This is a genomic window from Telluria sp. B2, from assembly GCF_051789535.1.
Classification (GTDB): domain Bacteria; phylum Pseudomonadota; class Gammaproteobacteria; order Burkholderiales; family Burkholderiaceae_D; genus Telluria.
The window spans coordinates 4,329,714-4,345,596 of the sequence record NZ_CP196525.1 but is presented as its reverse complement, the minus strand read 5'-3'; the positions used below and the strand labels follow the sequence as shown (position 1 = coordinate 4,345,596).

General features: G+C 65.5%; 12 protein-coding genes. 10 read left to right on the top strand and 2 right to left on the bottom strand.

Features of this window, described 5'->3' with window-relative positions:
- Window positions 1-155: 155 nt before the first annotated feature.
- Window positions 156-2,483 carry a family 1 glycosylhydrolase gene (locus ACSUZJ_RS19275; RefSeq protein ID WP_499410856.1) on the bottom strand — a complete coding sequence of 776 codons (2,328 nt, stop codon included), beginning with the start codon at window positions 2,481-2,483 and terminating at the stop codon, window positions 156-158.
- Between the two features lie 321 nt (window positions 2,484-2,804).
- On the opposite strand from ACSUZJ_RS19275, the gene trpS reads away from it, so the two are divergent.
- The gene (trpS, locus tag ACSUZJ_RS19270) at window positions 2,805-3,851 is read left to right on the top strand and encodes a tryptophan--tRNA ligase (RefSeq protein ID WP_499410854.1); all 1,047 of its coding nucleotides are present in this window, start codon (window positions 2,805-2,807) and stop codon (window positions 3,849-3,851) included.
- A 265-nt stretch (window positions 3,852-4,116) separates the two neighbouring features.
- Window positions 4,117-5,166, top strand: a complete 1,050-nt coding sequence (locus ACSUZJ_RS19265) for a serine endopeptidase (protein ID WP_499410852.1) — start codon at window positions 4,117-4,119, stop codon at window positions 5,164-5,166.
- Between the two features lie 4 nt (window positions 5,167-5,170).
- On the opposite strand, the gene ACSUZJ_RS19260 is transcribed toward ACSUZJ_RS19265, so the two are convergent.
- Window positions 5,171-5,635, bottom strand: a complete 465-nt coding sequence (locus ACSUZJ_RS19260) for a DUF3597 domain-containing protein (RefSeq protein WP_499416603.1) — start codon at window positions 5,633-5,635, stop codon at window positions 5,171-5,173.
- A 668-nt stretch (window positions 5,636-6,303) separates the two neighbouring features.
- Here ACSUZJ_RS19260 and ACSUZJ_RS19255 point away from each other — a divergent pair.
- The 8 genes from ACSUZJ_RS19255 (at window position 6,304) to ACSUZJ_RS19220 (ending at window position 15,561) form a co-directional block, all read left to right on the top strand.
- Window positions 6,304-6,651 (top strand): DUF1294 domain-containing protein, encoded by a 348-nt coding sequence (locus tag ACSUZJ_RS19255; protein WP_499410850.1) that lies wholly within the window; start codon window positions 6,304-6,306, stop codon window positions 6,649-6,651.
- Window positions 6,648-7,424 carry a glycerophosphodiester phosphodiesterase gene (gene ugpQ, locus ACSUZJ_RS19250; protein ID WP_499410848.1) on the top strand — a complete coding sequence of 259 codons (777 nt, stop codon included), beginning with the start codon at window positions 6,648-6,650 and terminating at the stop codon, window positions 7,422-7,424. The genes ACSUZJ_RS19255 and ugpQ overlap by 4 nt, the downstream gene beginning before the upstream one ends.
- A 527-nt stretch (window positions 7,425-7,951) precedes the next feature.
- On the top strand, window positions 7,952-10,561 hold the full coding sequence (alaS, locus tag ACSUZJ_RS19245; protein WP_499410846.1) for an alanine--tRNA ligase: 2,610 nt from the start codon (window positions 7,952-7,954) through the stop codon (window positions 10,559-10,561).
- A gap of 200 nt (window positions 10,562-10,761) precedes the next feature.
- The gene (locus tag ACSUZJ_RS19240) at window positions 10,762-11,106 is read left to right on the top strand and encodes a DUF4892 domain-containing protein (RefSeq protein ID WP_499410844.1); all 345 of its coding nucleotides are present in this window, start codon (window positions 10,762-10,764) and stop codon (window positions 11,104-11,106) included.
- Window positions 11,107-11,396: 290 nt separating this feature from the next.
- Window positions 11,397-11,624, top strand: a complete 228-nt coding sequence (locus ACSUZJ_RS19235) for a sulfurtransferase TusA family protein (protein ID WP_231059000.1) — start codon at window positions 11,397-11,399, stop codon at window positions 11,622-11,624.
- A gap of 221 nt (window positions 11,625-11,845) precedes the next feature.
- On the top strand, window positions 11,846-12,595 hold the full coding sequence (locus ACSUZJ_RS19230; RefSeq protein ID WP_313706810.1) for an electron transfer flavoprotein subunit beta/FixA family protein: 750 nt from the start codon (window positions 11,846-11,848) through the stop codon (window positions 12,593-12,595).
- Window positions 12,596-12,631: 36 nt separating this feature from the next.
- On the top strand, window positions 12,632-13,564 hold the full coding sequence (locus ACSUZJ_RS19225; protein ID WP_499410842.1) for an electron transfer flavoprotein subunit alpha/FixB family protein: 933 nt from the start codon (window positions 12,632-12,634) through the stop codon (window positions 13,562-13,564).
- Between the two features lie 206 nt (window positions 13,565-13,770).
- Entirely contained in the window at window positions 13,771-15,561 is a 1,791-nt protein-coding gene (locus ACSUZJ_RS19220) for an acyl-CoA dehydrogenase (protein WP_499410840.1), read from the top strand.
- Window positions 15,562-15,883 lie beyond the last annotated feature (322 nt).

Genomic DNA, 15,883 nt, shown 5'->3' with positions numbered 1-15,883 from the left:
TGAAAAGACAGCCGCGAACGTTCGACGGTTCTGCGACGTCCGCGGTTTTTCATTGGGATGCGGTAGAGATAACCAGCCGGCGCGACCGCAACGCAGCCGCGGACGTGCATGCGTTCGCGTGGGCACGGCGTGCCCACCTTACGGTCGCGGCAGCCTCAGGAACTCTGCATGTGGAAAGCCTCGGCCGGCGTTTCTTCCTGCTGGCGATGCCCGCTCGCCACCGGCTGGCGCGATTCGGCGGTCTTGACCAGTTCCTCGTACTCCGGATCGTCGACGCCGCGCAGTTCGAGGTAGCGGTCGAGCGCGTTCTCCAGCTTCGGCAGCAGGATCGCGCGCTCGCTGTGGAGGACGCTCCAGGCCGGGCGCGCCGCTGCCATCTCCATTGCCAGCGCAGGCTTTGCGACCAGGCCGGTGGTGGCGATGCCGGCTTTCTCGGCCGCCAGCTTCGCCAGCTCGTACCAGGTCACGGCGCCGACGTTGTTCAGGTGCCAGATGCCGCTCTCGCGGTCGACGGCGAGGTCGAGGCAGGTGTGGACCAGGTCCGGCACATAGGTCGGCGACACCGTCATGTCGTTCGCAGCCACGAAGGTCTCGCCGCGCTCCAGCGCGCCCAGCGCCAGGGTCACGAAGTTGTGCCTGTCCCAGGGACCGAAGAAGGCGCTGGTGCGCACCACCAGGGCGCCCGGGTGCTTTTCCAGCACCGCGGTCTCGGATTGGGCCTTGCTGCGCCCGTAGACGTTCAGCGGCGAGACCGGATCGCTCTCGACGTAGGGGCGCTGGTGGCGGCCATCGAACACGAGGTCGCTCGAAAAGGTGGTCAGGTGCACGTCGTGGCGGGCGCAGGCCTCGGCCAGGATCGCGGCGCCAAGCGTGTTCTCGCGGAAGCAGCGTTCGGATTCGAGTTCGGCATCGTCCACGCGCACATAGCCGCAGGTGTTGATGACAGCCCAGGGCTTGTAGTGCGCCAGCGCGCGCTCGACCGAGGCCGGATCGGCGATGTCCATGTCGTGGCGCGACAGCAGCTTGTAGGCGAGGTTGCGCTTCTGGCAGACGCGGGCGAAAGCGCGGCCCAGGGTGCCGGATGCGCCCGTGATCAGGATGGGCGCGGCGCTGGCGCCGGCCAGGCGCAGGCTGGGCGCCGCGATCGAGGCGAGGGCTGCCGGGGTCGCGACCGGCGGGCACAGGAAGCGGCCCGGGCGGCGCCACCAGCCCTGGCCGCGCAGCACCGGGTTGGTCAGCGGCTGGCCGCCCGCCAGTTCGCGCATCATGCGCGCCAGCGCCGTCGGGCGCGGCAGCGGGGAGCGCACGTCGAAGGGACCCGGCTCGTAGTAGCCGCGGTTTTCGGTGACCAGGCTGTTCCAGTCGAAGGAACCGAGCAGCGACCAGACCGTGACGGCGCGGATGTCGACGCCGTTGTCGCGCGCCGTGTGGGCGGCCTGCCAGATCTCGAGCAGCCAGCGCAGCTGGTCCTCGCGGTTGGCGTCGATGTGGGCTTCGGTGATGGCGAGCGGCAGGCGGTAGCGCTCCCAGACTTCGGACAGTAGCGGACCGATGCCGGCGGTCGGGGTGGCGAGGGCGCGCGAAGCTTCGATGTCGGCGCAGGGAATGCCGTCGGCCACGCCGCGGTGGTGCTGGGGATAGCGCTCGGGACGGTGGTCGAGCCAGCGTTCGCTGGTGACGTAGTAATTCACGCCGATGACGTCCGGCGGGCAGGGATTGTCGCGGAACCAGAGGAACTCGGCTTCGTCGATGCCGGTGCCCGTCAGGTAGTTCCAGAGCTTGTGTTCGGGACCGATCATCCCGCACAGCAGGTCCCAGGCCAGCCAGCGGCGCTCGTTGTAGAAGTCGGCCACGTGGGCCAGTTCCGGCGTGCTGTAGGTCTTGCCGAGGTCGTCGGTCTGGACCAGCTTGGCGTTCGGGTTGACCTTGCGGATTTCGCGCATGCACAGCACCACGGCCCGGCACTGCACCAGCAGGGCCTGGATGAAGCTGCGGTCGTCGCGGGCGTGCGGGTACCAGACGCCGTACAGGCCGGCGAAGCGGGCGGTGGTGCAGGGCTCGTTGACCGGGGTGTAGTACTCGAGCCAGGGGTAACGCGCGGCCACCGCACCGGCGTATTCGGCCAGGCGCTCGGGGAAGGCCGGGTCGAGCAGGCTGGTGTCGCGCGGGCCGCTGCCGTGGTGGATCAGGCCGGCGATCGGCGTGACGCCGGCCTCGCGCAGGGCCGGCAGGCGCTCGTCCGGCCAGCTCCAGTCGGCCTTGTCAACGCCTTCCGGCGCCGTGCGTTCCCAGAGGACGGGGTAGCGAATGGCACGAATGCCGAGCGAGGCGAAACGCTGGACGTCGCAGGCCCGTTGCGCGTGACCGTTGCGGTCGAGCTGGCTGAAGTAGTCGTCGCGGACGCGGTTGACGGTGCATTCGAGGCCGCCCCAGAGTTCCAGGGGGCGGGATTGGCTGTTCGGGCTCGTATTGGTATTCATCATTCACCACTCTTTATAATTTGACAACAGAATTTTTTTAGATGGCTGCCGAAAGCAAAAAGTTCGGTTCGGTTTCCGGGTCCTCCATGTCCCGACCATTGGTGCGTCTGCCTGAAGACGGTTGACAGCGGGCCGCCAACCTGCAAACATGCCATCCATGAATTTTCTGAACCCACACTTCCCGTTTTGCAACTGGTGGCGCCGCTGACAGCGCGCGGCCCAGTAGAGAAGATGTGACTCAATGAACGCCGCCTCGATTCAGGTGGCGTTTTCGTTTGCGCGGCAGAATCGAGGCTCAATATCAAGAAACCAATGGGAAACTCGATGAGCTTGCAAGACACCCCAGCAGAAGCACCAGCAACCCCAGCAACCCAAGCACACGTCATCCTCACCGGCGACCGTCCGACCGGTCCTTTGCACCTCGGCCACTTCGTGGGCAGCCTGCGCAACCGCGTTGCCTACCAGGACCAGTACCGCCAGTTCGTCATGCTCGCCGACGCCCAGGCGCTCACCGACAACATGGATGACACCGGCAAGGTGCATCGCAATGTCGTCGAAGTGGCGCTCGATTACCTCGCAGTCGGCATCGACCCGTCGCGCTCCACGATCTTCATCCAGTCCCAGGTTCCGGAACTGGCCGAATTGACATTTTATTATTTGAACCTCGTGACTGTCGCACGCTTGGAGCGCAACCCGACTGTCAAGACGGAGATCCAGCTGCGCGGTTTCGAGCGCGACATCCCGGCCGGCTTCCTGACTTACCCGGCCAGCCAGGCCTCCGACATCAGCGCCTTCAAGGCGACCCTGGTGCCGGTGGGCGAGGACCAGATCCCGATGATCGAGCAGTGCAACGAGATCGTGCGCCGCATGAACCGCATCGCAAAGCGCGACATCCTGGTCGAGTGCAAGGCCCTGGTGCCGGAAATCGGTCGCCTGCCGGGCATCGACGGCAAGGCCAAGATGAGCAAGTCGCTCGGCAACACGATCAACCTGGGTGACAGCGCTGACCAGATCCGCGCCGCCGTCAAGCAGGTCTACACCGACCCGCTGCACCTGAAGGTGTCCGACCCGGGCCACCTGGAAGGCAACGTCGCCTTCCTCTACCTCGACGCCTTCGATCCGGACAAGGAAGCGCTGGCCGAAATGAAGGCCCACTACGTGCGCGGCGGCCTGGGGGACAGCGTCGTCAAGAAGCGCCTCGACGCTGTGCTGCAGGAAATGCTGGCCCCGATCCGCGAGCGCCGCGAGCACTATGCCCAGGACAAGGGGCAAGTGCTGCAGATGCTCAAGGAAGGCACGATGAAGGCGCGCGAAGTGGCGGCAGGGACCATGGACGAAGTGCGCCGCGCGCTGGGGCTGTCCTACTTCTGATCTGTTTCGCCGTCGGTATTGGCCCGTAGGGTGGGCGCCCCGTGCCCACGCGTAAATTCTGCGTCGTGTTGGCGCTGATGAAGCGCCGCGTCAGATCATCATTCCGGTGGACGCGGGGTGACCACCCTACGTCCAGCCGCATCTTCCCGCCCGCATGCCGATCCCCCCGGTATCGCCAGACGCTCCCCCATCGGCCACGCTGGCCACCCCGTTTGTGATGTGACAAGCTCCGGCGCCATATCGTCACAACACGGGGGAGAATCACATGAGTAAAGGTTTGCGCTTGACCGAGCAGTGGATGACGCGCGCGCTGTGGCTGGTCGCCTTCGTCTTCGCCAGCTTCCTGATCGGGCTGGGCGGGAAGATCGTCGAGAACCTGTGGGACGTGGAGGCGCCGCTCACCGTCGAGCAGTTCATGGACCCGCAGCAGGCAAGCGAGGTGAAGGCCCAGCGCGACGCGGCCCAGGACAAGCAGGACGCCGCACGCGCCGCGCTGGAGCAGGCCGAACAGAAGCATGCGGTGGCGCGTTCGAATACCCGCTCGGCGCGGGCAAGCTTCGGGAACTGGCTGGCCACCCGCCATGTCACGGCCCGGCCCGACCAGGACCGGGAACTGATCGCCCGTACCCAGGCGCTCGACGCGCTCGAATCCGAGGAGCGCAAGGCACTGGCCGCGGTCCAAGCCCAGCAGCAGACCATGCTCGACGCCAGCCAGCAGATGGACGCCGCGCGTTCACGCTGGGAAGCGCTGGAGCGTCCGGCCGTGCATGCGCATTGGGAAGCGGTGCGCGCCAAGGAATTGCGCGTGTTCCTGTATCGCCTGGCATTGACATTGCCGCTGCTGCTGGTCGCCGGCTGGCTGTTCGTCCACAAGCGCAAGAGCAGCTGGTGGCCGTTCGCCTGGGGTTTCATCTTCTTCGCGCTGTTCGCCTTCTTCTTCGAGCTGGTGCCTTACCTGCCCAGCTACGGCGGCTACGTGCGCTACGTGGTCGGCATCGTCGTCACGGTCGTGGTCGGCCGCTATGCGATCCTGTCCCTGCAGCGCTACCTGGCGCGGCAAAAGGAGAGCGAGGCGCTGCCCGATGTCGAGCGGCGCCAGACCATGCGCTACGACCTGGCCCTGGCGCGGCTGGGCAAGAGCGTCTGCCCGGGATGCGAGCGCGCGGTCGACCTGAAGGACCAGGCCATCGACTATTGCCCGCACTGCGGCATCGGACTGTTCGACCGCTGCGGCTGCTGCAGCACGCGCAAGAACGCGTTCGCGCGGTTCTGCTTCAGTTGCGGAACCGCGGCGAATACAACGCTGGCAGACTAGACTATCAGTCTTGCAGGTCGGCCGGGACCTTGCCGCCGTTCTCGGCCAGCTTCTTCATCACCTGCTTGTGCAGCCAGATGTTCATCGAGGCCGAGTCATTGGTGTCGCCGGTGTAGTGCAGTTCGGCGGCCAGTTCCTTGCGCGCCTGCAGGCTGGAGTCGAGGTCGAGCAGCTTGAGCAGGTCGACGATCGAAGTGCGCCAGTTCAGCTGCTGGCCCGAGGCTTTCTGCTTGTTGGTCAGGATTTCCTCGACGTCCACCTGCTGGGCCAGGGTAGCGGCCGGGCCGGTCGCCGCCGGAGTCACCTGGGTCGGCTGGCCGGCCTGCTGGGCCTGGGCGGTGGCGGGCGGTGGCGGCACGTTCTGCTGTCCGCCCGGCGCCGCGGCAGGGGCCGTACCCGGCGCCGGCGCCTGGGTCGCGGCGGCCTTGGATGGGAAGATCTTGTGGAAAATGTTGCTCAGAATGCCCATGTCTTTCTCCTTTTCTGGGGTTGGGTTACGGCGCTGGATGCCTTGCGCCATGGCGCCGAGCGCGACGGCAAGCGCGGTGGCGCCGATGGCCTTTACGGCGGTCGGATGCTCGGCATAGAACTCGCCCATGCGGTCGAGAATGCCTGGATTCTCCTGCTGCGCCTTCTCGGCGATTTCCTTGATTTGTTCCGGCGAGACTTGCGAAGCCTGTTCCGGCGTCACGCGCCCACCGGCATTGCCGCCGAACAGGCCGCCCAGCTTGCCCATCAGCCCGGGGCCGGCGCCGGCGATCAGCTGGTTGAGCATACCGGCACGCTGGTCCGGGTTGCTGTTGCCGAACATCTGGGCCAGCATTTGCGGGAAGGGCGGCGTCGCGTCCGAGCGCAACGCCTGGATGACCCCTTGGGCCACCGTTTCGCGCGGCGCGGCCTGGGCGGCGCGTTCGAAGTCGTCGGGCGCCTGCGCCGGGTTGGCGGCGCCACCGCCCAGGTATTGGCCAAGCAAATTCCCTAAATCAAATCCCATGTGACCTCCTGCTTCAATGACGTTGAAAGGGGAGGTTAGGGCGTCCACTGCCGGGTTTCGGTACGGTGGCGCACGCAAGGCATATAAAAACTTCAAGACGCTGCCCGCTGGTAATTACATGCCTGCCGCGCTAAGCTGGCGCAATGCGTCCCTTTCTGCCCATACTTGCCTTCGTCCTCGTCTACCTTGGTGCGACCCTGGCCTGGGACCTGCCTTTGCTGGTCGGGGCGGCCTACGCCGTCACCAGCCTGACCTGTTTCGTCGCCTACGCCCTCGACAAGTCGGCGGCGAAGCACGACGCCTGGCGCACGCCCGAGCGGACGCTGCTCGTGCTGGGCCTGGTCGGCGGCTGGCCCGGCGCCTTGCTGGCCCAGCAATGGCTGCGCCACAAGACGAGCAAGCGCTCGTTCCAACAACTGTTCTGGGTGACGGTGACGGCCAACGTGGCCGGCTTCGTCTATCTCTCCTCCCGCCTGGCGGTCCCGGCATGAACCCGCTTGGTGCCTGGCGCTATCCCCGCGTGCTCGCCCACCGCGGAGGCGGCACGCTGGCGCCGGAAAACACCATGGCCGGGCTGAGGGAAGGCATGCGGCGCGGCTTTCGCGCCATCGAGTACGACATCATGCTGGCGCGCGACGGCGTGCCGGTCGTCATGCACGATCCCTTTCTCGGCCGCACCGTGGCCGGCTCGGGCAACGTGTTCGACTACGACGCGCTCGAGCTGGCGACGATGGACGCCGGCGGCTGGTTCACGCGTGCCTACGAGGGCGAGCCGGTGCCGCTGTTCGTCGAATTCGCCCAGTTCTGCAAGGCGCACGGCATCTGGATGAACATGGAGATCAAGCCCGCGCCCGGCTACGAGATCGAGACCGGCGGCACGGTGGCGCGCATCGCGGCGAGCATGTTCGCCGACGAGATCGGGGCGAGGGAGTGGTCCGCGGTGCCGCTGCTGTCCTCGTTCAGCGAGCTGGCCCTGGAAGCGGCGCACGAGGTGGCGCCCGAGGTGCCGCACGCGCTCCTGATGAGCGAACTGCCGCCCGACTGGGAGCGCCGCGCGCATGCGGTGGGGGCGGTGGCCATTCACACCAATCACCGGCACCTGACGCCGGCGCTGGCCCAGGCGGTGAGGGCGGCCGGGTTCGGGTTGTTCTGCTATACGGTCAACGAACCGGCGCGGGCGCGCGAGCTGCTGGGGTGGGGTGTGGAGGCGTTTTGTACTGACCGGATCGACCTGATCGGGCCGGATTTCGCCGAAATCCGATAGGTGGAGATAGCGCGCGAATCGCGCGATCTTGTAGGGTGGGCACCTGTGCCCACGCTGTCTCACCGGATGATTATCGGCGCCTGTAAAGAAAACCGCTGTGCATAGGCACGTGGGGCTGTTGCCTGTGCCGTTATCGGTATTCTGAATCCGCGTGGGCACAAGTGCCCACCCTACGGGTGACGGCGCGGGCTGCCGGAGCTGGAAACCGCCGGCCGACGCGCTCACACCGCGTGTCAATAGGGGTGTAGTTTCGTAGGGTGGGCACCTGTGCCCACGCGGTCTCACCCTGCGACCATCGGCGCCTTCGAAAAAAAACGTGTGCATACGCACGTGGGGCTGTTGCCTGTGCCGTTATCGGTATCCTGAATCCGCGTGGGCACAGGTGCCCACCCTACGGGAGACGCCGCGAACTGCCGGAGACAGAAACCGCCGGCTGACGCGCTCCGCACCGCGTGTTAATAAGTCACCAGTGACTGATATAATCGTTGCTTTATATACCGTACTGCTCTCTTTCCGCACCCACCAACATGAAATCCTCCGAAATTCGCGAAAAGTTCCTCAAGTTTTTTGAGTCCAAGGGCCATACGATCGTACGGTCCAGCCCGCTCGTGCCGGGCAACGATCCGACCATGTTGTTGACCAACAGCGGAATGGTGCAGTTCAAGGACGTCTTCCTCGGCCTCGACACGCGCCCCTACAAGCGCGCCACCACCGTGCAGCGCTGCGTGCGCGCCGGCGGCAAGCACAACGACCTGGAAAACGTCGGCTACACCGCGCGCCACCACACCTTCTTCGAGATGCTGGGTAACTTCAGCTTCGGCGACTACTTCAAGCGCGACGCCATCAACTACTGCTGGGAGCTGCTGACCAAGGTCTACATGCTGCCGGCCGAGAAACTGACCGTCACCGTCTACTTCGAGGACGACGAAGCCTACGACATCTGGGCCAATGAAATTGGCGTGCCGAAAGAGCGCATCATCCGCATCGGCGACAACAAGGGTGCACGCTACGCCTCCGACAACTTCTGGCAAATGGCCGACACCGGCCCCTGCGGCCCGTGCACCGAGGTGTTCTACGACCACGGCGCCGACATCTGGGGCGGTCCTCCGGGCTCGCCGGAAGAAGACGGCGACCGCTTCATCGAGATCTGGAACCTGGTGTTCATGCAGTTCAACCGCGACGAAGCCGGCGTGCTGACTCCGCTGCCGAAGCCATCGATCGACACCGGCATGGGCATGGAGCGCCTGGCCGCCGTGCTGCAGCACGTGCACTCGAACTACGAGATCGACCTGTTCCAGAATTTGATCCGCGCAGCTGCCCGCGAAACCGGCGCGACCGACCTGGCCAACAACTCGCTGAAGGTCATCGCCGACCACATCCGCGCGGCTTCCTTCCTGATCGTCGACGGCATCATCCCGAGCAGCGAAGGCCACGGCTACGTCCTGCGCCGCATCATCCGCCGCGCGCTGCGCCACGGCCACAAGCTGGGCCAGACCAAGCCTTTCTTCTACAAGCTGGTGGAAGACCTGGACATCGAGATGGGCGAGGCCTATCCGGAACTGCGCGAAGCATCGGCGCGCGTCGCCCAGGTCCTGAAGGCCGAGGAAGAGCGTTTCGGCGAGACCCTGGAAAACGGCATGAAGATCCTGGAAGCCCAACTGGCCAGGGATCCGAAGAACCTGGACGGCGCCACCGCCTTCACCCTGTACGACACCTACGGCTTCCCGCTGGACCTGACGGCCGACATCTGCCGTGAACGTAACGTGACCCTCGACGAAGCCGGCTTCGCCGAGGCGATGGAGCAGCAGAAAAAGACCGCGCGCGCCGCCGGCAAGTTCAAGATGGCCGCCAAGGTCGAGTATGCGGGCGACAAGACCAAGTTCGTCGGCTACGAGTCGCTGGTGCACAACACCCACGTGCTGGCGCTGTACAGCGAAGGCGTGTCGGTGCAGGAACTCAAGGCTGGCCAGGAAGGCATCGTGGTGCTCGACACCACCCCGTTCTACGCCGAGTCGGGCGGCCAGGTCGGCGACCACGGCCTGATCCGCGCGGCCGGCGCCGAATTCGAAGTCGAGGACACCCTGAAGATCCAGGCCGAGGTGTTCGGCCACCACGGCGTGCTGCGCAGCGGCTCGCTGAAGGTCGGCGACACCGTGGACGCCCAGGTCGACCAGGCCAAGCGTGCGCGCACCATCCGCAACCACTCGGCCACCCACCTGATGCACAAGGCCCTGCGCGAAGTGCTGGGTTCCCATGTGCAGCAGAAGGGCTCGCTGGTCGACCCGGACAAGACCCGCTTCGACTTCAGCCACAATGCGCCGCTGACCCCGGAGCAGATCGCCCAGGTCGAGATGATCGTCAACCGCGAGATCCTGGAAAACCATCCGACCCAGGCGCACCACATGAGCTTCGACGACGCCGTCAAGCACGGCGCGATGGCCCTGTTCGGCGAGAAGTACGGCGATCAGGTGCGCGTGCTCGACATCGGCTCCTCGAAAGAGCTGTGCGGTGGCGTGCACGTCACCCGCACCGGCGACATCGGCCTGTTCAAGATCGTGTCGGAAGGCGGCGTCGCAGCCGGCATCCGCCGCGTCGAAGCGGTGACGGGCGAGGGCGCGCTGGCCTGGGTCCAGGCGACCAATGCCAAGCTGCTGGCCGCCGCCGCCGCCCTGAAGACCGGCCCGGACGAACTGCCGTCGCGCATCGCCCAGGTGCAGGACCAGGTCAAGGTGCTGGAGAAGGAAGTGTCGGCGCTGAAGTCGAAACTGGCTGCCGGCCAGGGCGACGAGCTGGTGAACAAGGCGGTGGAAGTGAACGGCATCAAGGTGCTGGCCGCGACTATGGAAGGCGCCGACGTCGCCACCCTGCGCGAAGCGATGGACAAGCTGAAGGACAAGCTGAAGACCGCCGCCATCGTGCTGGCCAGCGTTGCCGACGGCAAGGTCAGCCTGATCGCAGGCGTGACCAAGGACGCCACCGGTAAAGTAAAGGCCGGCGAGCTGGTCAACTTCGTCGCCCAGCAGGTGGGCGGCAAGGGCGGCGGCCGTCCGGACATGGCCCAGGCCGGCGGCACCGATCCGGCAGGCCTGCCGAAGGCGCTCGAAGGCGTGGCCGGCTGGGTCGGCGAACGCGCATAAGCGCTTCCTGGCCATCAGGTAAATGACGCCGCCTTCGGGCGGCGTTTGCGTTTACGCACTGTTGAGCTTGAGGGATTCGTGCACAGTATGCTGCTTGCATTATTTGCAACGCGCTTGACCATCTCGATCACTCCTCACTTGACTGGACGGATATGCGCATTCATCGAATTGCGGGACTCATCCTTTGCCTGGGATCGGCAATGGCGGCGTTCGCCACCGTGCCTGCCCAGGACCTTGCCGGGAGCGCCGGCGATCATCCGCTGCTGTCGCGCTTCGCCGGTTCGGTAATGGTCGAGCACGACGTCAAGGAGTTCGATGCAGCTTTCCTGCCGGCCAGCAGGCGCATCGCGAACCAGGGCGGGCGCTTCGCATTCGAAACAGGACTCGGGCTCGAAGGCAAGGTCACGCGCATCGCCTACAACTATCCGCAGGAACGCTCATTGCTGGAAGTGATGCGCAACTACGAAGCGGCGCTCGCCAAGGCCGGGATCCGGCCCGTGTTCGCCTGCGACGGAAAGGGCTGTGGTGCGAATTTTGGCAGCTAACTGGTCGAGCAGTAAGAACGGGTATCCGACGTGCAGGGCCGCGCTCCCGGCCCGCCACGGTGCACCGTTCCAGTGCGGCTCCTGATCGGGAGGCCATGGCTTGGCGCTTCGTTATGTGGCAAGTTTTACATTTGGTTGTGTACGTGCAACAATGTGTGACTATTTTGGTGCGCTGCGTCATACTGCAGGAATTGGAGTAGTATGCGATTTCCAGCTTCACCCAGTACCACCACCCAGCACCACCACCGAGCAGGCAAGCGATGAGCGACATGACTATCGACATTGACACCATGGAATTCCAGAAAGACCTGGATGCGCGCGGGCTGAACTGTCCCTTGCCCATCCTGAAAGCCAAGAAGGCCCTCGCCGAGATGGAGAGTGGACAGGTGCTGCGCATCGTGGCCACCGACACCGGCTCCGTGCGCGATTTCCAGGCGTTCGCCAAGCAGACCGGCAACGCCCTGCTGGCCCACACCGTCGAAAACGGCGAGTTCACCTTTTTGATGCGCCGCAAATAAGCGCACGCAAACAAGAGCCTGAGGCGCGCGGCGCCACCCGGCGGGGCAGGGTCTTGCCCCGTCTGTTTTCCTTGAATCTTACTCATCGGGCGCGATTTGGAAGATTCACTCTAGCCAAAAATCGCACGATCGTGCTTTAATTCGGTTCTGCAGCAGTTTTTCTCTTATAATCTAGGCCACTTTAGCCAAGTCTACCTCTTCAATTTTTCAAAGGCACACCTATGAAAGTCCTGGTACCCGTCAAACGCGTGGTCGACTATAACGTCAAGGTCCGCGTCAAGTCCGACGGCAGTGGCGTCGATATCGCCAACGTCAAAATGTCGATGAACCCGTTCGACGAGATCGCACTCGAAGAAGCGACCCGCCTGAAGGAAGCCGGCAAGGTCACCGAGGTGGTGGCAGTCTCCGTCGGTGTGCCGCAGTGCCAGGAAACCCTGCGCACCGGCATGGCGATCGGCGCCGACCGCGGCATCCTGGTGGAAACCGCCGTCGAGACCGAGCCGCTGGCCGTGGCCAAGATCATGAAGGCGCTGGCCGAGAAGGAGCAGCCGCAGCTGATCATCCTGGGCAAGCAGGCGATCGACGACGATTCGAACCAGACCGGCCAGATGCTGGCAGCCCTGCTGGGCTGGCCGCAGGCGACCTTCGCCTCGAAAGTGGTGCTGGAAGACGGCAAAGTGACCGTGACCCGCGAAGTCGACGGCGGCCTGGAAACCGTGGCCCTGACCCTGCCGGCCATCGTCACCACCGACCTGCGCCTGAACGAGCCGCGCTACGTGACGCTGCCGAACATCATGAAGGCCAAGAAGAAGCCGCTGGAAACCGTCAAGCCGGAAGACCTGGGCGTCGACGTGACCCCGCGCCTGAAGACCCTGAAGGTCGCCGAGCCGGCCAAGCGTTCGGCCGGCGTGAAGGTGCCGGACGTCGCCACCCTGGTCCAGAAGCTGCGCACCGAAGCCAAAGTCATCTAAGCGGCCCCGCCGTCACTACCAAACATAGGAAACATCATGGTCGCATTAGTAATCGCTGAACACGACAATGGCTCCCTGAAGGGCGCAACCCACAACACCGTGACCGCGGCCGCCCAGTGCGGCGGCGAGGTGCACGTGCTGGTCGCCGGATCGAACTGCGGCGCCGCCGCGGAAGCCGCCGCGCAGATCGCCGGCGTCACCAAGGTGCTGGTCGCCGACGCGCCGCACTTCGCCGACGGCCTGGCCGAGAACGTCGCCGAGCAGATCCTGGCTGTCGCCGGCAACTACTCGCACATCCTGGCTCCGGCTACCGCCTACGGCAAGAACATCCTGCCGCGCGTTGCCGCCAAGCTGGACGTGGCCCAGATCTCGGAAATCACCAAGGTCGATTCGCCGGACACCTTCGAGCGCCCGATCTACGCCGGTAACGCCATCGCGACCGTGCAGTCGAGCGACAAGGTCAAGGTCATCACCGTGCGCGGCACCGGCTTCGACGCCGCGCCTGCCACCGGCGGCTCGGCTGCCGTGGAGACCATCGGCGCCGTCGCCGACGTCGGCAAGTCCTCGTTCGTGGGCCGCGAGCTGGCCAAGTCGGACCGTCCGGAACTGACCGCTGCGAAGATCGTCGTCTCGGGCGGCCGCGGCATGGGTTCGGGCGACAACTTCAAGATCCTGGAGCCGCTGGCCGACAAGCTGGGCGCCGCCATGGGCGCGTCGCGCGCAGCAGTGGACGCAGGCTATGTGCCGAACGACTGGCAGGTCGGCCAGACCGGCAAGATCGTCGCGCCGTCGCTGTACATCGCCGTCGGCATCTCGGGCGCGATCCAGCACCTGGCCGGCATGAAGGACTCGAAGACCATCGTCGCCATCAACAAGGATCCGGAAGCGCCGATCTTCTCGGTGGCTGACTACGGTCTGGTGGGCGACCTGTTCGAGGTCGTTCCGGCACTCGTAAAGGAATTGGGTTAAAGCGTAGGGTGGACACCTGTGTCCACGCGGTGATACGCGACAACGAGATCGTCGAGCACGAAATCGGAGCCGCTGACGATCACCGCGTGGACTCGGGAGTCCACCCTACAACTACAACCCCCGCGAACAACATTCAGGCCACGCTGGTCCGGCATCATTGCCAGGCTGTCGTGGCCTGTTTTACATCCAAAATCTGAGGAGATATCGTGAGCTATCAAGCCCCGATCAAAGACATGCTGTTCGTCCTGAACGAACTGGCCGGCCTGGACAAAGTCAGCCAGCTGCCAGGCTGCGAAGACGCCACCAGCGACACCGTCGAAGCGGTGCTGGAAGAGAACGCGAAATTCTGCGGCGAAGTCGTCGCCCCGCTGAATCATCCAAGCGACAAGGAACCGAGCTTCTGGCACGACGGCCAGGTCACGACCTCGGCCGGTTTCAAGGTCGCCTTCCAGGCCTTCGGCGAATCCGGCTGGCAGGGCGTGCAGCACCCGAGCGAATTCGGCGGCCAGGGCCTGCCCAAGCTCGTCGCCACGCCTTGCACCGAGATGCTCAACGCGGCCTCGATCTCGTTCGCGCTGGTGGCCCTGCTGACCGACGGTGCCATCGAGGCGCTGCTGACCGCCGGATCCGACGAGCAGAAGGCGCGCTTCCTCGAGCCCCTGATCTCGGGCAAGTGGACCGGCACCATGAACCTGACCGAGCCGCAGGCCGGCTCGGACCTGGCCGCCGTGCGCACCCGCGCCGTGCCCCAGGGCGACGGTACCTACAAGATCTTCGGCACCAAGATCTTCATCACCTACGGCGAGCACGACATGGCCGAGAACATCATCCACCTGGTGCTGGCGCGCACGCCGGATGCGCCTCCGGGCGTGAAGGGGATCTCGCTGTTCATCGTGCCGAAGTTCCTGATCAACGAGGATGGCTCGCTGGGCGCGCGCAACGACGCCCACTGCGTCTCGATCGAGCACAAGCTGGGCATCAAGGCCAGCCCGACCGCCGTGCTGCAGTTCGGCGACAACGGCGGCGCCATCGGCACCCTGGTCGGCGAAGAGAACCGCGGCCTGGAATACATGTTCATCATGATGAACGCGGCCCGCTTCGGCGTCGGCATGCAGGGCATCGGCCTGGCGGAGCGCGCCTACCAGCAGGCCGTGGCCTACGCCAAGGACCGCGTGCAGTCGCGCGATCTCGCCGGCTCCGCCGGCCCGGTCGCCATCATCAACCACCCGGACGTGCGCCGCATGCTGATGTCGATGCGCGCCCAGACCGAGGCCGCGCGCGCGCTGGCCTATGTCGGCGCCGGCATCTCGGACGTGGCCCACTACCATGCTGACGAAGCCACCCGCAAGGCCAATCTCGCCGTGTACGAGTACCTGGTCCCGGTCATCAAGGGCTGGTCGACCGAGATGAGCGAGAACGTGGCGCGCGACGGCGTGCAGATCCACGGCGGCATGGGCTTCATCGAGGAGACCGGCGCGGCCCAGCACTACCGCGACGCCAAGATCCTGACCATCTACGAAGGCACGACCGCGATCCAGGCCAACGACCTGGTCGGCCGCAAGACCGTGCGTGACGGCGGCGCGGTGGCGAAATCCATCATCGCCCAGGTGCGCGAGACCGAAGCGGCGCTGGGCGACGCGCAAGGAGCGGATTTTGCAGCGATCCGCAAGCAGCTGGCGCTCGGCTCCGCCGCGCTGGAAGAAGTGGTCGACTTCGTGGTCGCCAACGTGAAGTCGGACATCAAGGGCGTGTTCGCCGGTTCCGTGCTCTACCTGAAGCTGGCCGGCATCGTGCTGGGCGGCTGGCAGATGGCGCGCGCGGCCCTGGCTGCACAGCGCCTGCTCGACGCGGGCGAAGGCGACGCCGCTTTCCTGCGCGCGAAGATCGCCACCGCGCGCTTCTTCGCCGACCATATCCTGTCGCAGGCAAGCGGCATGCGCAGCGCCATCGTGGAAGGCAGCGCCGGCGTGCTGGCGCTGGACGTCGAGCAGTTCTGATCGTCGGGCAGCTCGATTCGCGGCAGGGCGGGGCGTCTGCCCTGCGGGCGAAGCATGCAAGCGGCCCTGCGGGCCGCTTTTTTGCGGCTGCGCCGGCCGTATTGCCGTCCCGGCTGGACCTCGCCGGCGGTGCGATGCCCAGGCCGGGCTGGTGCGCTTCCGGCAGGCCTGCCGGAAGCATCTTCTTGCACGCGCTGGCCGTCGGGGATCTTCCCGCGGCTCCCGTAAAAGGCATCCCGCTCAGCTTGATCTAGCTTAAACGAAGCATTACGGCCGCGTCCGTAACATCGGCTCATCCAATGATCCACGCCCACTCGCATAG